Here is a 16871-nt window from a genome sequence, read left to right as displayed (position 1 = left end):
CTCTTCCTCTCGTTGTGTCGGTCCTCCTCCGGGATAGGCCCGCCCGGCAAGAGGAGCAAACGCATCGCGCCCGCCGAATGAAAATCAGCTTCGGCTAATGTCGGCCGTTAACCCTGAGTCGCCCGTTATCGAGCGGCAGAGCGCTCCCCCAATTGGCCCGATTTTTGGAAATATTCACTTTCCGCGCGCAGGCAGACGGCACGCATTAGGGGGCGAGCATGGTCTATCGAGTACTTCTCCGCGATGAGTCCGGCGTTTCGGCTATCGAATACGCGATCATCATGACGCTGATCGCCGTGAGTCTCGTCGCGGCTCTGACGCCGCTGGGTTCGAACACTTCGAACGCCTATTCCAACGCCGCAGCCGGGCTAGCTGGCTCCGCAGATAACGGTGGGGACGCTCCGCCGGCAGACCCGCCCGCGCGCGTGCCCGTTCGCGGTGGCGGAGATAACCGCGTGCCGCGCCGGTAGGGGCAAATGCGCCGCCTGCCGGGTGCAGGGTCTCGCCAGGCACGCTTGCAATGGCAGGTGGCGTCGACCAACTGAAGCGCATGACCGACTCAGCCACCTCGCCCCAAGCCTCCCCCATGAAAGCCGCGATCCTGCCGGTGACGCCGCTGCAGCAGAATTGCTCGCTGATCTGGTGCACCCAGACCAACAAGGCCGCGCTGATCGATCCGGGCGGCGATCTCGACAAGCTGAAGGCGGGCGTCGCCAAGGCCGGGGTGGAGCTGGAGAAGATCCTCATCACCCATGGCCATCTCGACCATTGCGGGCAGGCGGGCATGCTGGCGAAGGAGCTGGGCCTGAGAATCGAAGGCCCGCACGAGGCGGACCGGTTCTGGATTTCGCGGCTGGATGAAGACGGCGCGCGCTTCCAGATGGAGGCCGCGAGTTTCGAACCCGACCGCTGGCTGGAGGATGGCGATACCGTCACCGTTGGGAATCTCACGCTCGAAGTGATCCATTGCCCCGGCCACACGCCCGGCCATGTGATCTTTTTCAACCGCGAACGCAAATTCGCGATCGTCGGCGATGTCTTGTTCCAGGGGAGCATCGGGCGGACCGATTTCCCGATGAGCGATCACCAGAGCCTCATCGATGCGATCACCCAGAAGCTGTGGCCGCTCGGCGACGATGTGACCTTCATTCCCGGCCACGGGCCGACCAGCACCTTCGGTCAGGAACGTCGCACCAATCCCTTCGTCGGAGATGCGGCGCTGGCGGGGTAGCTAGCCCGCCTCCCCCACTCGCTGATTCTGGGCGTGTCGAAAGATCGCATTTTAGCATGGCCATGAAAATAGCAGGCCGGTGCTTCGACAAGCTCAGCACGAGCGGCGGTTTTAAAGGACGCGAAGCCCCACCAGTACCGCCACGATGCTCAGCCCCAGCAAGGTCAGCATGGTGATCACGATACCGGCCTGGCGCGGCAAACCCGCCTTTTCGGCGTCCATGCCGAATCCATGCAGCACGCGCCCGACGACGAACGCGACCGAGAGCAGGTGCAGCCACATTCCGCCGCGCCCCGCCAACTCGATCACCACGATCAGCATGAGCACGAAGGGGGCGGTCTCCACGAAATTGAGCTGCGCACGCATCCGGCGCGCGAGCAATGCATCGCCGCCGTCGCCATGCCCGACTCGCGCCTTGAGCCGCGCGCGTCCGGCGCGCACGGCCAGCCACAACGCCAGCAGGCCGAACATGGCGGCGCTTGTGAGTGAGACCGGCAGCACAACTTCCATCGTCAATTCCCCTCTAAGGCGTTCTCTTTGCCCGGTTCTAGCACGATGGCCCGCCACCCCTAGCACGAAGCGCGCAGGCCACGCATCGCTTGCATTGGCGCGCGAAATCGGTATAGCGCGCGCCTCTTACCGCCATTGACGGAGCGTAAGTGCCGCACGACATAGCCGTTGTGCAGGCCTTGCCCCTCGCTTAAGGCGGCTCACGAGTATTTTGAAAAAACGCAGGATTAGGTGCCGCCATGGCTGTCCCAAAAAGAAAAGTATCGCCGCATCGCCGTGGCAACCGGCGCTCGCATGATTCGCTGAAGGTCGAAGCCTTCCACGAATGCGACAATTGCGGTGAATTGAAGCGCCCGCATAACCTGTGCTCGCATTGCGGGTTCTACAACGGCCGCGAAGTCGTCGCCGTAGGTCTCTGATCGCGCCTTCTGAACTGTACCGGAGAATGACATGAGCTTGCCGCGTATCGCTGTCGACGCGATGGGCGGCGATGAAGGCGTGCGCGTCATGGTCGAGGGTGCAGCCCTCGCCCGCCGTCAGCACGACAAGTTCAATTTTCTCCTGATGGGCGACCAGGCGCAGATCGAGCGCGCGCTGGAAGGCCATCCCGGGCTCGCCGGGGCTACCGAAATCCGCCACTGCGACAGCATGATCGCAGGCGAGGACAAGCCTTCGCAGGCGCTGCGCCGCGCGAAGGGCACCTCGATGGGCGAAGCGGTCGCTGCGGTAAAACGCGGCGAAGCCGGCGCGGCCGTCAGCGCAGGCAATACCGGCGCGTTGATGGCGATCAGCAAGGTTGCCCTGCGCACGCTTCCCGGGATCGACCGACCCGCGCTCGCCGCGCTGCTGCCGACACTGGAAGAGCAGGATGTGATCATGCTCGACCTCGGTGCGAATACCGAGTGCGATGCGCGCAACCTCGTCCAGTTCGCGATCATGGGTGCGGCCTATTCCCGAATCGTCACCGGGCGCGCGCGTCCGCGGGTCCGCCTGCTCAATATCGGCACCGAAGACATCAAGGGCACCGACGACGTACAGGCCGCAGCGCAGCACCTGCGCGGCGCGCATACGCTGGCGCTCGAATTCGACGGCTTCGTCGAAGCCGACAAGATCAACCGCGGCGATGTCGACGTGGTGGTGACCGACGGGTTCTCGGGCAATATCGCGTTGAAGGCGATCGAAGGCTCGGCGCGGTTCGTGACCGACCTGCTCAAGACGGCATTCGCTTCATCTTTCCGGTCCAAGGTCGGCTTCCTCGTGTCGCGCCCCGCGACCGAGCTGCTGCGCCACCACCTCGACCCCAATAATCACAACGGCGCCGTTTTCCTCGGCCTCAATGGCGTGGTGGTGAAGAGCCACGGCAGCGCCAATGCCAAGGGGGTCGCCCACGCAGTGACGGTCGCCGCGCGGCTGCTCGAAGAAGACCTCACCGCGCGCATCGGCGAAGACCTCGGCGAACTGGGTGATGGCATGCTGGTCAACACGAGCGGGAGCAGCGCCGCGTCGGGCAAGATCGAGAGCGGGGCGAAGTGATTCGATCCGTCATCCGCGGGGCGGGCGCCGCCCTCCCGCCGCGCGTGGTCACCAATGAGGAATTGGCCGACCGCCTCGAAACCAGCAACGACTGGATCGTGGAACGCACCGGTATCCGCCAGCGCCACATCGCGGGCGAGGGTGAAACGACCTCGACCCTGGCGATCGAGGCTGCACGCGCCGCTTTGGCCGACGCCGGCATCGACGCCGATGGCATCGACCTGATTGTCCTCGCCACCGCGACGCCCGATAACACTTTTCCCGCCACCGCCACCAAGGTGCAGGCCGCGCTCGGCTGCGCGCCTTGCCCCGCCTTCGATATCGCTGCGGTATGTTCGGGCTTTCTCTATGCGATGAGCACCGCGGACGCGATGCTGGCGAGCGGGCAGGCCAAGTGCGCGCTGGTGATCGGCGCGGAGACTTTCAGCCGCATCCTCGACTGGGAAGACCGCACCACCGCCGTGCTGTTCGGCGACGGCGCAGGCGCTATCGTGCTCGAAGCGCAGGAAGTGGCGGACGATACCGGGCCCACGCAAGGGCCAGGCATCCTCACTTCGCAACTCCACGCCGATGGGAGCCACCACGATCTGCTCTATGTCGATGGCGGGCCCTCGACCACGCAGACCGTCGGTCACCTGCGGATGAAGGGACGCGAAGTGTTCCGTCACGCGGTGGTCAATCTGGCTCAGGTGCTGACCGACGTGGTTGCCAAGGCGGGCGTCGAAATCGGCGAGATCGACTGGGTCGTGCCGCACCAGGCCAACATCCGCATCCTCGAAGGAACCGCCAAAAAGCTGGGCCTGCCGCCTGAAAAGGTGATCGTGACGGTGGACCGCCACGCCAACACCTCGGCCGCATCGGTGCCGCTGGCATTCGCCGCCGCGCGCGCGGACGGGCGCATTAAGCCGGGCGATCTGGTATTGTTCGAAGCAATGGGCGGTGGCTTCACCTGGGGTGCCAGTCTCGTCCGCATGTGACATCGTTTCGGCATGGGGTAAAAAACTTGCCCCCCGCGATTGCGGGATTATGCGGTAATTGCTAATTGTTAGAAGCTGTTGCAACGGGTCGCAGAGCAAGAACCAAGAACATAAACCAGGAGGTTCAAACCATGTCGCGTTCGGCGGGTACGCTGACCAGGGCCGATCTGGCCGAAACGATCAATCGCAAGCTCGGCTTCAGCCGGGTCGAGTCGCTCGCGCTCGTCGAATCGGTTCTCGCGCATATGTGCGATGCGCTGAAGGAAGGCGAGAATGTGAAGATCTCCGGCTTCGGCAGCTTTATCCTGCGCGACAAGAAGGAAAGGATCGGCCGCAACCCCAAAACGGGTGTGGAAGTGCCGATCACTCCGCGACGGGTGATGACCTTCCGGGCGAGCCAGAACCTTCGCGACCGGATCGCGAACGAAAGCTGAGATGATCGGCGGCCAATTCGACGATGGCAAGGAAGACGACGCGCTTCGCACCATCGGTGAGCTTTGCCGCGCTCTCGGCCTCAAGCCTCACGTGCTGCGCTATTGGGAAGAGCAATTCCCGATGCTTCAACCTTTGAAGCGCAGTGGAGGGCGCCGCTATTACCGTGCAGAGGACATTGCGCTGGTTCAGACGATCGACCGGCTGGTGAACGAGGAAGGCTATACCTTGAAAGGTGCGCGCTCCGCGATCGAACAGGGCCGGGCCGAAATGGACCGGAACGGCATCCAGCGGGCAGGCGACAAACCCGCCGAAGCTCCGCGCGAAGGGATGCGTCGCTATCTCACCGCGAGCGACCTGCCCGACCGTGACGAGCCACCCGCGCCGCCAGCCGGCCCGCCACTGCGCCGCGCATCGGATGCCTCGCGCGACAAGGTGCTGCGCGAACTGAAGTCGATCCGCGACGCTCTGGCGGACGCAATCGCGGACTAGGCTCGCGCCAGTACCAGCTCCACGAAAAACGCGTCGACCTCCCGAGCAAAGGCGGCATCGTCGCACCTTTCGGGCACTTCGTCCGCCCGTTGCAATTCGTCGGTAACGAGCGCTTCGAGCCGGGCCGATCTTTGCGTCGGCGCCTTTTCGCGCGCATTCGCCTTCACCTCGATCAGGTCCTCGATTATCCGGACAAGCTCCGGGTCGAGATCGGTGGCGAGCATCAGATCCTGCAGTCGCATGGGTGGTCGCCGTGCGGGATCGAGGCGCAGCGCGCGGATGCAGAGCGCGGGCCGAAGCGCGTAGAAGTAAGACTTGGCCGGAACGCTCGGTTCGTCTTTCAACCAGCGCTGCACCTGGTTCGCGCCCAGATTTGCGTAGTGCAGCGCGTAGCCCCGGGCGTTGAAGAAACGATCTACCAGCGACCTCAACCCGGCCACCCCGGGCGCTTCGGCCAGATAGCGGATCGGCGAATCGAGCCACTCCGAAACCACCGCATTGTGATTCAACAACAGGCGCAGCGTCTTCGCGATATCCCAGCCATTCACATCGAAATCGTCGACGATCGGCCGTTCGACGACATCACGCTGGGGCTGAAGCGAAAGATAGTTCCGCGCGCCTCGATTATAGATGAAGCGCACGTCGTAATCGCTGTTGGGCGAGGAGAAGCCCCAAGCCCGCGAACCCGATTCGATCGCCAGCAGGTAGCTGATATCCTCTTCGTGCCGGATGGCTTCCAGCCGCCGCTCTATCTCGGCGCGGGCGCTCGCCTCTATCGCCATCGCACGTGCTACTCCGCTGCCAGCAGTTCGGCGGCCTGCAAGTCGACGCTGACAAGGCGGCTGACGCCTTGCTCGATCATCGTCACCCCGAATAGCCGGTGCATCCGGCTCATCGTGACGGCATTGTGGGTGACGATCAGGTAGCGCGTGCTCGTCTCGCGCGACATCGCGTCGAGCAGGTCGCAGAAGCGGTCGATATTGGCATCGTCCAATGGCGCATCGACCTCGTCGAGCACGCAGATCGGTGCCGGGTTGGTGAGGAACAGCGCGAAGGTAAGCGCGATGGCCGTCAGCGCCTGCTCGCCGCCCGAGAGCAGCGTGAGCGATTGCAACCGCTTGCCCGGAGGCTGCGCGTAAATCTCCAGCCCTGCTTCCAACACATCGTCGCTGTCGATCAGCGCAAGGTGGGCATGGCCGCCCTGGAAGAGCCGCGCGAACAGCTTCTGGAAGTGCGCGTCAACCTGCTCGAACGCCGCCTTCAGCCGCTCGCGACCCTCGCGGTTCAACTGGCCGATGGAGCCGCGCAGGCGATGCACCGCCTCGGTCAGCTCCTCGCGCTCGGCAGCGGTCGAGCCGTGCTCTTCTTCGATCTTCGCGAGTTCTTCCGCCGCAACGAGATTGACCGGACCGATCCGCTCGCGCGATTGCGTCAGCTTGTCGAGCGCCTCGGCCTCGGCGTCGCGGTCGGCCACGTCCGCCTCGCCGAACTCGAATGCGGCGGGCAGCAGCGGCGGCGGCTTCTGGAACCGCTCGCCCGAGACGCGCGCCATCTCCGCGCGGCGGGCATCCTCGTTCTCGGCCTGGTTGGCCAGCTGGGCCCGCCGTTCGCGCGCTTCGGACAGCGTCTCGTTAGCGGCGCGCTGCGCACTGTCAGCCTCGTCGGCGGTGGCTTGCGCGGTATCGAGCTTGTCCTGCAGATCGGCGAGTCGTGCGGCGGTTTCCGCGTGGCTCGCGCGCGCAGCCTCGATGTCGGCCAGCAATCTTTCTGGTTGATCGCCGATCCCTTCGCGCGCGGCGGTGATTTCGGCGACGCGGCTATCCATCTCGGCGAGCCGGCGCGCGGCCTCGTCCGCCCGGCGATCCCAATGCGCGCGGTCGGCACGGTGGGCCGAAACCCGCTCCTTCGCAACAGCCAGCGCCTGTTCCTGCGCGGCGCGTGCGGCGGTCGCCGCGGAGAGGCGTCCGCGCGCCGTCTCGTAGCTCTCCCGCGCGGCATCGCGGCGGCTCGCGAGCGCTTCGGGATCGGTCAGTTCGGCGATCCGGGTTCGTGCGGCTTCCAACTCGCGGCCGGCGGTCGCGCGCTGGTCCGCCAGGTCCGCTTGCGCCTGTTCGAGCTGGCGCGCCTTGTCGGCATGGCTGGCGAGCGCGGCTTCGGCGCGATCGAGCGCGCGAAGCGCCTCGCGCTCGGCCTGCGCGGCAATCTCGGCTTCGCTCTCGGCACGGGAGAACGCGCCCTGTGCGGTGTCGAGACCTTCGCGCGCGTCGTTTGCCCGGCGCTCCGCATCGGCCACCGCCTGCTGCAAGTCGGGTAGACGCTCGGCCAGTGCGGCGAGCCGGTTGGCGGCTTCCAGACGCGCGGCCTCGGCCCCGCCTTCGCCGCGCACCACCAGCCCATCCCACCGCCGCAATGCGCCGCCAAGCGTGACCAGCCACGTCCCGGGGTCGAGGGAGCGCAAATCATCGCGCTCGACAACCTGAACCCGCGCAAGTCGAGCGCGCAGCTCGGACGGGCAGTCGGAAACATGATCGAGGAGATTGTCGGCCACCGGATCGGGTTGCGGGGCACCGGTCCAGAAACGCCCCTCGTCCGCCTCGGGCATGGCCCCCAGCGGACTGCGCCCGTCGCGGCCCAGCACTGCGGCGAGCGCGGCCTCGTAGCCGGGCGCTGCGCGCACCTTGTCGAGCGCGACCGGCAAGCCGGCCTTTGCCGCGCGAGCCTTGTCGCGCCCCGCACGATCCTTTTCGAGCGCGGCATGCTCGCGTTCGACGCCGGAAAGCTCGGCGCGTGCTCCGGCCAACGCCTGCTGCGCCTCCTCGACCACCTGCCGCGCCGCATCGCGTGCCTCGCGCGTTGCCGCGATCTTGCTCGTCAGCCCTTCGCGTTTTTCGGAAAGCTCCTTCGCAGCCGCCTGTGCTGCTGCCAGCACCTGGGCCGGATCCTCCTCGCCATCCTGCGCGCGCGCGGTCTCCTCCAGCCGCGAGGCCTCGCGGGCGAGATTGGCGACCCGCCTTTCGGCCTGCTCCACCGCCGCGCGCGCGACCCGCCATTCGGCATCGAGCGCGGCGTGTTCGGCATTGGCGCGGGCGAGGTCGAGTTCGGCGGTCCGCTCCGCCTGTTCCGCTCGCTCCGCGTCGGCGATCATCTGCGGCAGAGCCTTCTCGGCTTCGGCCCGCGCGGCCTCGCTCGCCGCCAGATCGGCTTCGAGCCGCTGGAGCGCATCGGCCGCATCGCGTCCGGTGCGCCCGTAATCCTCGCGATCCTCTTCCAGCCGCGCGGCCTGGCGGTCGAGATCGGCGAGCCGGGCGAGCGCCGCATCGCGCTCTTTCTCGATGGCCGAGAGCCGCTGCTCCTGCGCGCCCGCATCGGTCCGCGCGGCGACCAGCGCATCGCGGGCATCGGCCAGCTTTTCCGCGGCGTCGCGCTGCGCCGTTTCCGCTTCGCCCGCGCGCGTCTTGGCCGCCTCGACCGCATTGGTCGCCTCGCTTGCCGCCTTGCGCGCCGCCTCCGCGCTGGCCGCTGCATCGCGCCAGCGAGCGAAGACCAGCCGCGCTTCGGCGACACCGATCTCGTCGGTCAGGCGGGCATAGCGTTCCGCCTGCTTCGCCTGTCGCCGCAGGTTCGCGATCTGGCTGTCGAGCCCGGCGAGCAGGTCTTCCAGCCGGCCAAGATTGTTTTCGGTGGAGCGCAGCTTGCTCTCGGCATCCTTGCGGCGGACGTGCAGCCCCGCGATCCCCGCCGCCTCCTCCAGCATCTGCCGCCGCTCGGCGGGCTTGGCCGCGATCATGTGCGCGATCTTGCCCTGGCTGACGAGCGCCGGGGAATGCGCGCCGGTCGCCGCATCGGCAAAGGCGAGCGCGACGTCCTTCGCGCGCACATCGTTGCCGTTGACGCGATAGGCGCTACCCGCGCCGCGTTCGATCCGGCGGACGACTTCCAGCTCGTCGCCATCGTCGCCCGCACCGCTCAGCACCACTTCGGCGAACTGGCGCGGGGGGCGATCCTCGGTCCCGGCGAAGATCACGTCTTCCATCCCGCCCGAGCGCATCGACTTGGCGGAGGTTTCCCCCATCACCCAGCGGATCGCTTCGAGCAGGTTCGATTTGCCGCAGCCATTGGGGCCGACGACCCCGGTCAGCCCCGGTTCGATGCGCAGTTCGGCGGGCTCGACAAAGCTCTTGAAGCCGGAAAGGCGAAGTCGCCGTATCTCCATCGAGGCGCCTTAGCTGGCCATTACTCGTCGCGCGCACCCGCGCGCTGGAGAGCGGCTTCGACCTTCGACCAGCTGTTCACATCGAGAATCTGGCCGTTCAGCATGAAGGTCGGCGTGCCGGAGATATCATCCTGCGAGCCATAGGATTCCGAAGCTTCGGCCAGTTCGGTAATCCGGTCGGTATCGGCAAGGCAGGTGCGCGCCTGATCGCGGCTGATCCCGCGCGAGGCGAAGAAATCGAGCAGGCCAATGGTTTCGGCAAAGGCGACGAAACGCTGGTCTTCGGGCAGCGCAAGCGCCTGTTCGAGCTGGGGCCCGGCGGCCTGATACTGATCGAGAATGGTCGGCAGATTGGCCCAGACCTGGTCGGCCAGCGGCACCGCCTGCGAGGGCTGGCCGCAATCGATCAGCAGGGTCAGGGCAAGGTCGATCGGGCCATGGATCGCGAAGCTGCGCAGTTCGAAGCTGACCCGGCCGCTATCGACATAGTCGTTCATCAACGGCTCGGCGGCTGCCTGCGAGAAGGCGGCGCAGGTCGGGCAGGTGAGCGATCCGTATTCGATCAGCTTGATCGGCGCTTCGGGGTTCCCGACGAGGAAGCCGCTGCGATCGGTAATCGTGGCGGTTTCGGACCAAGCCTGGCCATCGGGCGCGGGCACCGCCGCCACCGGCTCTCCACTCAGCGCCGCTTCGCCCTCGTCGCTCGAACCGCATGCGGCAAGCCCCAGCGCGATCGGCAGGGCAAGGGCGGTGAGTGCGAGGGTCCTGGAGGTTGTTCGAGCGGTCTTCGTGACGATCATCATACGGTCCTTCTTGAGAAGCCGATTGGCAAGGATAGGCGCTCTGGCGAGCGATTCGGAAGTAGGGTGCGCGCGGTTCTCCACCGGTGGCGCTATTCGGTGGCCTTGCGTGGCGATAGCGGGCCGGCCAGCGCGGCTTGCAGTGCCTGCCAGTTGTGGACGTCCTTCAACAGCGTGCCGTTGACCGCGAAGCTGGGCGTGGCGTTGACGCCCTTCTCCTCGTAATCCGCGTCGGCCGCGCTCACGATACGATCGGCAAGCGCCTGATCGGCGAGGCACTGGTCGATATCGACCACCGAATAGCCGCGACTCTCGAAGATCGCATAAAGGCCGAGATCGCTCGCGATTGCGCGGCGGCGTGCAGCCGGGTCGCCATTGGTCCAGCGATCGATCTGCGACTTGGTCGCGAGATTGCGCAGGGCATTGACCTGCGGCTGGCCGGCCATCAGCGCGGCATGGTTGCCGGGGAATTTGTCTGCCGGGCCGCAGCGGGCCATCATGCTGGCGGTAATGTCCACCGGGTTTGCCGCGGCATGGCGATATTCGATACGCAGATCGCCCTTGCTGACATAGACCAGCTTGAGGGCTTCTCCGCCCTGCAATTCATATTCGCGACAATGCGGGCAGGTATAGCTGATATATTCGGTCAGCGTGACCGGCGCATCGGGATTGCCGACGAAGTGCGACACCGGCGTGCGCTCGACCGTGCCGAGCCAGTTCTGCGCCAGCGCGGGGCTCGCCATTGCGGCAAGCGCCGCCAGCAATGCGGCAAACAACGCCTTCATCAATTCGGTTCTCCGTCCTCGTCGCCCAGCGTGCGCGCCAGCCCTTCGAGCACGGCGCGCAATTCGGGATCGCCAATATCGCGCAAGCTCTCGCCCAGTTCCATCGAAATCGGCTTGAGTTCGGGCGGCCTGCTGGCCTTTGCCTCTACGCTGCGATGCTGAACCGTGCCTTGCCGCATCTTGACCCGCGCGATGGCGCGATAGCCGAAGAAGCGGTTCACCCGTTCGATGATCTCGGGGATCACATGCTGGATGATCGGCGCATGGGCCGGTGCGACGACCAGATGCAGCACGCCATCGGACCGCTCGCCGGGCGGAAAGCGGATCGCCTCGGGCGCGCAGACCTTGGCATGTTCGGGCCCGACGATTTCGGGCCAGCGGGTCACGATCGAGCTTTGCACGAAGCCATAGCGCCTGAAGGCGGTGCGCCCGACCTGCGGCATCAGATCGCCGACCGCCTTCGGACCGCCGCCGCGCGGCCGCTCGAACGGGCGGACATTGCTCCCCTTGGCGCCGCGTTTCTTCGGCGCCTTCGCCGAGGCGGGTTTCTTGGGTGGCTGGCGTTCCATCGGATGGCCACCGATGCCATAGGCAGCGCGGGACTGCCAGCATGAACCCATCGCAAATCCCGGGCAATCTGCTCGCCTGGTACGACGCGCACGCCCGCGCGCTGCCCTGGCGTACGCCACCCGCCAGAGAAAGGGCGGGCGAACCAGCCCCCGACCCCTACCGCGTCTGGTTGTCCGAGATCATGCTGCAGCAGACCACCGTCGCGGCGGTGAAACCGTATTTCGAGACCTTCACGGCGCGCTGGCCCGATGTCGGGGCGCTGGCCGCCGCGCCCGAGGAAGACGTGCTCGCCGCGTGGGCGGGGCTGGGTTACTACTCGCGCGCCCGCAATCTGGTGAAGGCGGCGCGCGTGGTCGCCGGGATGGGCGGCTTCCCCGATACCGAAGAGGGGCTGCGCGAACTGCCTGGCGTGGGCGCCTATACCGCAGCCGCGATCGCCGCGATCGCCTTCGGGCGGCGCGCGGTGGTGGTCGATGCGAATGTCGAGCGGGTGGTGTCGCGACTGTTCCGGATCGAACAGCCGTTGCCGGGGGCACGCAAGGCGATCCGCGAGGCGGCAGAGCAGATCACGCCCGACCGGCGCGCGGGGGACTTTGCGCAAGGCATGATGGATCTGGGCTCGCGCATCTGCACGCCGCGCAGCCCCCGGTGCGATGATTGCCCGCTGGCGGGCGACTGCATGGCGCGTGGTCACGCGCCGGAGCGTCTGCCGGTCAAGGCACCCAAGAAGGCCAAGCCCGTGCGGCAGGGGCGCGCCTTCTGGATCGAACGCGAGGGGCCACAGGGCAGGCAGGTGTGGCTCGTCCAGCGCGCGCCGAGCGGCATGCTCGGCGGGATGCGCGCTTTGCCCGACGATGGCTGGTCGGCAAGGGCCGATGGGTCGGGCGAGCTATCGCTGGAAGGCGCATGGGCGGAGACCGGCACGGTCCGCCACACCTTCACGCATTTCACGATCGAACTGGCGGTGCTCAGGATCGAAACCGCGCCCGACGCGCCGCTCGGTGACGGCGAGTGGTGGCCCGTGAGCCACCTCGACGAGGCAGGCTTGCCGACCGTGTTCGCCAAGGCTGCCCGGCTTGCCCAGACAGCGCCGGAGCGCCTGCTCTAGCGTTCGATCAGAGGAGGCCGCCGCCGAGCACCAGCCGCACGATCGAGATGATCATGACGATGATGCAGAAGGTCCGTCCGCTCGTGCTCGACGAGAGGAAGCCCAGGATCGTCCCGATGACGAGGAAGGGCAGGGCGATCCAGTTGAGGATTCCGATGAAGGGAACCAGACCGAGGATCACGATGACGAGGCCGACGAGCCCGAACAGCCAGGAGAGTATGTTCAGCATGTGTCTTATATGACTAAGGCAGTGCCGGCTTGCAAGAGGGTAAATGCTGCGTTGACGCGGGCGGGGCGTGCTTTAGTTTCACCGCAAAACGTATTCGAAGAACGCATCTGGGAGCGGATCGATGGCATATAGCGACTTCACCGGGCACGAATTTTCGCGGCGCAGCCTGCTGCGCGGCGGCGCGGCCCTTGCTGGTGGCGGCATGCTCGCCACGCTGCCCTTCGGCAGCGCGCTGCAGGCGCACGATGTCGGCGAAGCCTGGCCCCGTGTCGCCGCCGAGATCGAGAAATATCTCAAGGAAAAGAAGGTCGCGAACATGATCGCTACCTTGGGGTGGAATCAGGACAAGCTGCACACCGTAGGCGGCGGCACGCTGTCGATGGGCGGCGCCACCAAGGCCGACGAGAACTCGCTCTACCGCATCTATTCGATGACCAAGCCGATCACCGGCATGCTGGCGATGCAGCTGATTTCCGAAGGGAAGATGGGGCTCGACCAGCCGCTGTCCGATATCCTGCCCTCCTTTGCGAACATGCAGGTGCAGAAGGAATACGACGGCGCGATCACCGAAGAGAATCTGGAGCCTGCGAAGAACCCGATCACCATCCGCCAGCTGCTGACGCACACCGCCGGGCTCGGTTACCAGATCATCCAGCAGGGCCCGATCATGGAGGAATACTACCGGCTGGGCCTCGCTCCCGGGCAGGTCAGTCGCATGCCCATTCCCGGCATTCCCACCATCGAACCTGCGGAAAGCCTCGAACTTTTTGCCGATCGGCTGGCTACCGTGCCGCTGGTCTACCAGCCGGGCACCAAGTGGTCCTACTCGGTCAGCCTGGACCTGATGGGGCGGGTGATCGAGGTGGTCGAAGGCAAGCCGTTCGACCGGGTGATGCAGGACAGGATTCTCGGCCCCACCGGAATGACGAGCACGTTCTTCACCGTGCCGAAGAGCGAAGTCGGGCGCCTCACCGCCAATTATGCGGTGTTCGGCGACCAGCTGATCCCGATCGATCCGGCGGCATCGTCCATCTATCTCGACAAGCCTGCGTTCCCCTTCGGCGGCGCGGGCCTCGTCTCATCGCCCTATGATTACGACCGCTTCCTGCGCATGCTGCTGGGCAAGGGCATGATCGACGGCACCCGGGTCTTGAGCGAGGGCGCGGTGATGGTCGGCACCTCGAACATCCTGCCCGATACGGTGGATCTGACCGGCAGCTGGACCGAGGGACAGGGCTATGGCGCGGGCGGGCGCGTGGTCGGCTGTACCTATGGCTGGGGCGGCGCGGCCGGCACTGCCGCGATGGTCGACTTCAAGCGCGACCTGCGCGCGCAGCTGTTTACCCAGTACATGCCGAGCGAGGCCTACCCGGCCCAAGCCAAGTTCTACGAGCTTCTCGAGGCCGATCTCGCCGCGAAATACGGTGTCTGAGCCGACCGTGCCGGCAAGGCCGATCGCGTTTTCCGGCTCGCCGCTCGACCGGGCGGATAACCTGCGTGCCGATCCCGATGCGCTCGCGGCGCGGATGGATTGGAAGGCGCGGCTGCTGGTGCTCGACGGGCTGACCCCGTCGATGGACGAAGGCGGCATGCTTGCGTGGGGCACGCTCGCCGATGCGCCCGAAGATGCGGAGCTGGTGTTCCTCGGGCTCGACCGGTCGGATGGCGGCGAGAAAGCCTGTTTCGCCTGCGTCCCACCCGAAGGCGATGCGCGCCCGCGCATGGCGAACCCGCAGCTCTGGTCGCTCATGACCGCGCTCGCGCCCGATCAGCTGGCGCTTTACGGCGGCGCGCGCAGTCTGGTCGATTGGCACGCGCGGCATCGCTTCTGCGCGCAGTGCGGCGGGGCGACCAGGATTGCCAAGGGCGGCTGGCAGCGATCCTGCACGCAATGCGGCGCGGACCACTTCCCGCGTACCGATCCGGTTACGATCATGCTGGTCGAGCATGTTCGGGACGGGGAGCGCAAGCTGCTGCTGGGCCGCGGGCTCGGCTGGCCCGAGGGGCGCTTTTCCGCGCTCGCCGGGTTCGTCGAGCCGGGCGAGACGATCGAGGAAGGCGTGGCGCGCGAAGTGCTGGAGGAAGTCGGCATAGTGGTGCGCGATGTGCGCTATATTCTCAGCCAGCCATGGCCCTTCCCCAGCCAGCTGATGATCGGCTGCATCGGCTATACCGACCAGACCGAAATTACGCTCGACGAAACCGAAATGGCCGAAGCGCACTGGTACACGCGCGACGATGTGATCGCCTCGCTCGAAGGGCGGGACGATGCGCCGATGGTATCGCCCCCGCCGCACACGATCGCGCACCAGCTGTTCCGCTGGTGGATCGCGCAATGACGACGAAATTGACGATCGACATCTGGTCCGATGTCATGTGCCCATGGTGCCTCGTCGGCTGGGGCAATTTGCGCCAGGCGCTCGATACGCTGGAAGGCGAGATCGAGGCGGAGGTGCGCTGGCACGCGTTCGAGCTCAATCCCGACATGCCGCCGGAGGGCGAAGAGCGTACCGCGCATATCGCGCGCAAATACGGCCGCACGCTCGAGCAGTCGCGCGGGGTGCAGGACCAGATGCGCGAGGCGGCGCCGGCGGCGGGCGTCTCGCTCGATTACGAGCCTGGGAAAGATGGGGGCGACGAACCCGCTCCGCCCGCGATGATGTGGAACACGCTGGACGCGCACAAGCTGCTGACGTGGACCCGCGAGACGCACGGGCCGGAGAAGCAGACCGAGCTCAAGCTCGCGCTGTTCGCCGCGCATGTCAACGCGCGCCGCCGGATCGGTGAGCACGAGGTGCTGCTCGACATTGCCGAAGAGACCGGGCTCGATCGCGACGCTGCGCGGGCCGCGCTCGAAAGCGACGACTATACCCGGCACGTCCGTGCCGAGGAGCGCGCGGCCTACGAAATGAACATCACCGGCGTGCCTGCGATGATCGTGGCGGGCAAGTTCATGATCCCCGGCGCCCAGCCGCCCGAGGCCTATGTCAACGCGCTGCGCCGCGTGGCGGAGAAGCTCGACGGATGACGCGATTCGCGGCGATCCTGCTATGCTGGCTGGGCCTCCTGGCCGCCGCGCCCGCAGCAGCCGAAGACCCGCGCAACTTCATCTATACCGGACCCGGCGAGCTGGAGACCAACCTCGAGTTGCTCGACCGCGCCGATATCGATGGCGCGCAGGTCGTCTATCCCTGGCGGATGCTCGAGCCCGAGAAGGGCGTCTACGATTTCAGCGCGATCGAAGCCGATCTGGCGCTCGCCGATGCGGCGGGCAAGCAGCTCTTCGCGCAGATTCAGGATCGCTTCTTCCTCGCCAAAGCGCGGCGCATTCCGCAATACATGCTCGACGATCCCGAATACGGAGGCGGGCTGGCGCGCCAGTACGACAATCCGGGAGAGGGCGAGCCGGTCGGGCAGGGCTGGACCGCGATGCACTGGAATCCTGCGGTGCGGGCCCGCTTCCAAGCGCTCCTGCAAGCACTGGGCGAGCGCTTCGACGGGCGGCTCTACGGCGTGAACCTGCCCGAAAGTTCGTTCGACCCGCTGACCGAAGACGGGGACCGGAACGGCTTTACCTGCGACGCCTATTTCGCTGCGACGCTCGACAATATGCGCGCCGCGCGCGCGGCCTTCGCGAAAACCGAAGTTGTCCAGTATCTCAACTTCTGGCCATGCGAATGGAACAACGACCACGCTTTTATGGAGCGCGCCTTCGCGCTCGCGGTGGAAGAAGGCATCGGCGCCGGCGGGCCGGACATTGTCCCGCACAAGCGCGCGCAGATGAAGAATGCCTATCCTTTCTTCAATCGCCATAAGGACGAGCTGCCGCTGATCGCGATGGCCATACAAGAGCCGACGCTGACCTACACCAATCCCGAGACGGGCCGGAAATACACCCGCGAAGAATTCGTCGCCTTCGCGCGCGATTACCTGGGTGTGGACGTGATCTTCTGGAGCGTGGAGGCACCCTGGCTGGCTCGCGAGTAGGCTC

At 66.3% G+C, this 16871-nt stretch carries 19 protein-coding genes; 12 read left to right on the top strand and 7 right to left on the bottom strand.

From position 1 onward, the window contains the following. Positions 1-218: 218 nt before the first annotated feature. Both AAG612_RS07970 and AAG612_RS07965 read left to right on the top strand, forming a co-directional pair. On the top strand, positions 219-470 hold the full coding sequence (locus AAG612_RS07970) for a Flp family type IVb pilin (protein WP_342509040.1): 252 nt from the start codon (positions 219-221) through the stop codon (positions 468-470). A 116-nt stretch (positions 471-586) separates the two neighbouring features. Further along, entirely contained in the window at positions 587-1231 is a 645-nt protein-coding gene (locus AAG612_RS07965) for an MBL fold metallo-hydrolase (RefSeq protein ID WP_342510324.1), read from the top strand. Positions 1232-1342: 111 nt separating this feature from the next. Here the strand turns inward: AAG612_RS07965 and AAG612_RS07960 are convergent, their stop codons facing one another. Further along, a complete protein-coding gene (locus AAG612_RS07960) occupies positions 1343-1741 on the bottom strand; it encodes an MAPEG family protein (RefSeq protein WP_342509038.1) in 399 nt (132 codons plus the stop codon). A gap of 239 nt (positions 1742-1980) precedes the next feature. Here AAG612_RS07960 and rpmF point away from each other — a divergent pair, with 239 nt between their 5' ends. The 5 genes from rpmF to AAG612_RS07935 all read left to right on the top strand — a co-directional run bounded on the left by rpmF (position 1981) and on the right by AAG612_RS07935 (position 5175). After that, on the top strand, positions 1981-2160 hold the full coding sequence (gene rpmF / locus AAG612_RS07955; RefSeq protein ID WP_342509036.1) for a 50S ribosomal protein L32: 180 nt from the start codon (positions 1981-1983) through the stop codon (positions 2158-2160). A gap of 31 nt (positions 2161-2191) precedes the next feature. Beyond that, the gene (gene plsX, locus AAG612_RS07950) at positions 2192-3274 is read left to right on the top strand and encodes a phosphate acyltransferase PlsX (RefSeq protein ID WP_342509034.1); all 1083 of its coding nucleotides are present in this window, start codon (positions 2192-2194) and stop codon (positions 3272-3274) included. Beyond that, a complete protein-coding gene (locus AAG612_RS07945; RefSeq protein ID WP_342509032.1) occupies positions 3271-4251 on the top strand; it encodes a beta-ketoacyl-ACP synthase III in 981 nt (326 codons plus the stop codon). The genes plsX and AAG612_RS07945 overlap by 4 nt, the downstream gene beginning before the upstream one ends. A gap of 110 nt (positions 4252-4361) precedes the next feature. Beyond that, the gene (locus tag AAG612_RS07940; RefSeq protein WP_342510323.1) at positions 4362-4685 is read left to right on the top strand and encodes an integration host factor subunit alpha; all 324 of its coding nucleotides are present in this window, start codon (positions 4362-4364) and stop codon (positions 4683-4685) included. Position 4686: 1 nt separating this feature from the next. Beyond that, positions 4687-5175, top strand: a complete 489-nt coding sequence (locus tag AAG612_RS07935; protein ID WP_342509030.1) for a MerR family transcriptional regulator — start codon at positions 4687-4689, stop codon at positions 5173-5175. On the opposite strand, the gene AAG612_RS07930 is transcribed toward AAG612_RS07935, so the two are convergent. The 5 genes from AAG612_RS07930 to AAG612_RS07910 form a co-directional block, all read right to left on the bottom strand. Continuing rightward, positions 5172-5957 (bottom strand): nucleotidyltransferase domain-containing protein, encoded by a 786-nt coding sequence (locus tag AAG612_RS07930; protein ID WP_342509028.1) that lies wholly within the window; start codon positions 5955-5957, stop codon positions 5172-5174. The two genes, AAG612_RS07935 and AAG612_RS07930, sit on opposite strands and share 4 nt — an antisense overlap. An 8-nt stretch (positions 5958-5965) precedes the next feature. Continuing rightward, entirely contained in the window at positions 5966-9388 is a 3423-nt protein-coding gene (gene smc / locus AAG612_RS07925; RefSeq protein WP_342509026.1) for a chromosome segregation protein SMC, read from the bottom strand. Positions 9389-9408: 20 nt separating this feature from the next. After that, positions 9409-10191, bottom strand: coding sequence for a thioredoxin domain-containing protein (locus tag AAG612_RS07920; RefSeq protein WP_342509024.1), 783 nt, complete (start codon positions 10189-10191; stop codon positions 9409-9411). Between the two features lie 89 nt (positions 10192-10280). Then, positions 10281-10973, bottom strand: a complete 693-nt coding sequence (locus AAG612_RS07915; RefSeq protein WP_342510322.1) for a thioredoxin domain-containing protein — start codon at positions 10971-10973, stop codon at positions 10281-10283. Continuing rightward, complete coding sequence (locus AAG612_RS07910; protein ID WP_342510321.1) at positions 10973-11542, bottom strand: DUF721 domain-containing protein; 570 nt, start codon at positions 11540-11542, stop codon at positions 10973-10975. The genes AAG612_RS07915 and AAG612_RS07910 overlap by 1 nt, the downstream gene beginning before the upstream one ends. Before the next feature lie 41 nt (positions 11543-11583). Here AAG612_RS07910 and AAG612_RS07905 point away from each other — a divergent pair, with 41 nt between their 5' ends. Next, positions 11584-12651, top strand: a complete 1068-nt coding sequence (locus tag AAG612_RS07905; protein ID WP_342509023.1) for an A/G-specific adenine glycosylase — start codon at positions 11584-11586, stop codon at positions 12649-12651. Between the two features lie 7 nt (positions 12652-12658). Here the strand turns inward: AAG612_RS07905 and AAG612_RS07900 are convergent, their stop codons facing one another. Then, positions 12659-12880 carry a hypothetical protein gene (locus AAG612_RS07900; RefSeq protein ID WP_342509022.1) on the bottom strand — a complete coding sequence of 74 codons (222 nt, stop codon included), beginning with the start codon at positions 12878-12880 and terminating at the stop codon, positions 12659-12661. Between the two features lie 121 nt (positions 12881-13001). Here AAG612_RS07900 and AAG612_RS07895 point away from each other — a divergent pair, with 121 nt between their 5' ends. The 4 genes from AAG612_RS07895 (at position 13002) to AAG612_RS07880 (ending at position 16867) form a co-directional block, all read left to right on the top strand. Further along, complete coding sequence (locus AAG612_RS07895; protein WP_342509020.1) at positions 13002-14312, top strand: serine hydrolase domain-containing protein; 1311 nt, start codon at positions 13002-13004, stop codon at positions 14310-14312. A 94-nt stretch (positions 14313-14406) separates the two neighbouring features. Then, entirely contained in the window at positions 14407-15219 is an 813-nt protein-coding gene (gene nudC / locus AAG612_RS07890; RefSeq protein WP_342510320.1) for an NAD(+) diphosphatase, read from the top strand. Continuing rightward, positions 15216-15908: a DsbA family oxidoreductase gene (locus AAG612_RS07885; RefSeq protein ID WP_342509019.1), complete on the top strand. Its 693-nt coding sequence runs from the start codon at positions 15216-15218 to the stop codon at positions 15906-15908. The genes nudC and AAG612_RS07885 overlap by 4 nt, the downstream gene beginning before the upstream one ends. Continuing rightward, positions 15905-16867, top strand: a complete 963-nt coding sequence (locus AAG612_RS07880) for a hypothetical protein (protein ID WP_342509017.1) — start codon at positions 15905-15907, stop codon at positions 16865-16867. The genes AAG612_RS07885 and AAG612_RS07880 overlap by 4 nt, the downstream gene beginning before the upstream one ends. Positions 16868-16871: the final 4 nt, after the last annotated feature.

The sequence above is a fragment of the Citromicrobium bathyomarinum genome (assembly GCF_038594605.1).
Classification (GTDB): Bacteria; Pseudomonadota; Alphaproteobacteria; order Sphingomonadales; family Sphingomonadaceae; genus Alteriqipengyuania; species Alteriqipengyuania bathyomarina_B.
Note: the sequence above shows the minus strand (reverse complement) of the source record. Positions and strands in the feature narration are given on the sequence as shown.

Excerpts from the sequence above, each read along its gene's own strand:
- AAG612_RS07970 (WP_342509040.1), top strand. The coding sequence starts at position 219 with ATGGTCTATCGAGTACTTCTCCGCGATGAGTCCGGCGTTTCGGCTATC.
- AAG612_RS07965 (WP_342510324.1), top strand. The coding sequence starts at position 587 with ATGAAAGCCGCGATCCTGCCGGTGACGCCGCTGCAGCAGAATTGCTCG.
- AAG612_RS07960 (WP_342509038.1), bottom strand. The coding sequence starts at position 1,741 with ATGGAAGTTGTGCTGCCGGTCTCACTCACAAGCGCCGCCATGTTCGGC.
- rpmF (WP_342509036.1), top strand. The coding sequence starts at position 1,981 with ATGGCTGTCCCAAAAAGAAAAGTATCGCCGCATCGCCGTGGCAACCGG.
- plsX (WP_342509034.1), top strand. The coding sequence starts at position 2,192 with ATGAGCTTGCCGCGTATCGCTGTCGACGCGATGGGCGGCGATGAAGGC.
- AAG612_RS07935 (WP_342509030.1), top strand. The coding sequence starts at position 4,687 with ATGATCGGCGGCCAATTCGACGATGGCAAGGAAGACGACGCGCTTCGC.
- AAG612_RS07930 (WP_342509028.1), bottom strand. The coding sequence starts at position 5,957 with ATGGCGATAGAGGCGAGCGCCCGCGCCGAGATAGAGCGGCGGCTGGAA.
- smc (WP_342509026.1), bottom strand. The coding sequence starts at position 9,388 with ATGGAGATACGGCGACTTCGCCTTTCCGGCTTCAAGAGCTTTGTCGAG.
- AAG612_RS07920 (WP_342509024.1), bottom strand. The coding sequence starts at position 10,191 with ATGATGATCGTCACGAAGACCGCTCGAACAACCTCCAGGACCCTCGCA.
- AAG612_RS07915 (WP_342510322.1), bottom strand. The coding sequence starts at position 10,973 with ATGAAGGCGTTGTTTGCCGCATTGCTGGCGGCGCTTGCCGCAATGGCG.
- AAG612_RS07910 (WP_342510321.1), bottom strand. The coding sequence starts at position 11,542 with ATGGAACGCCAGCCACCCAAGAAACCCGCCTCGGCGAAGGCGCCGAAG.
- AAG612_RS07905 (WP_342509023.1), top strand. The coding sequence starts at position 11,584 with ATGAACCCATCGCAAATCCCGGGCAATCTGCTCGCCTGGTACGACGCG.
- AAG612_RS07900 (WP_342509022.1), bottom strand. The coding sequence starts at position 12,880 with ATGCTGAACATACTCTCCTGGCTGTTCGGGCTCGTCGGCCTCGTCATC.
- AAG612_RS07895 (WP_342509020.1), top strand. The coding sequence starts at position 13,002 with ATGGCATATAGCGACTTCACCGGGCACGAATTTTCGCGGCGCAGCCTG.
- nudC (WP_342510320.1), top strand. The coding sequence starts at position 14,407 with ATGGATTGGAAGGCGCGGCTGCTGGTGCTCGACGGGCTGACCCCGTCG.
- AAG612_RS07885 (WP_342509019.1), top strand. The coding sequence starts at position 15,216 with ATGACGACGAAATTGACGATCGACATCTGGTCCGATGTCATGTGCCCA.
- AAG612_RS07880 (WP_342509017.1), top strand. The coding sequence starts at position 15,905 with ATGACGCGATTCGCGGCGATCCTGCTATGCTGGCTGGGCCTCCTGGCC.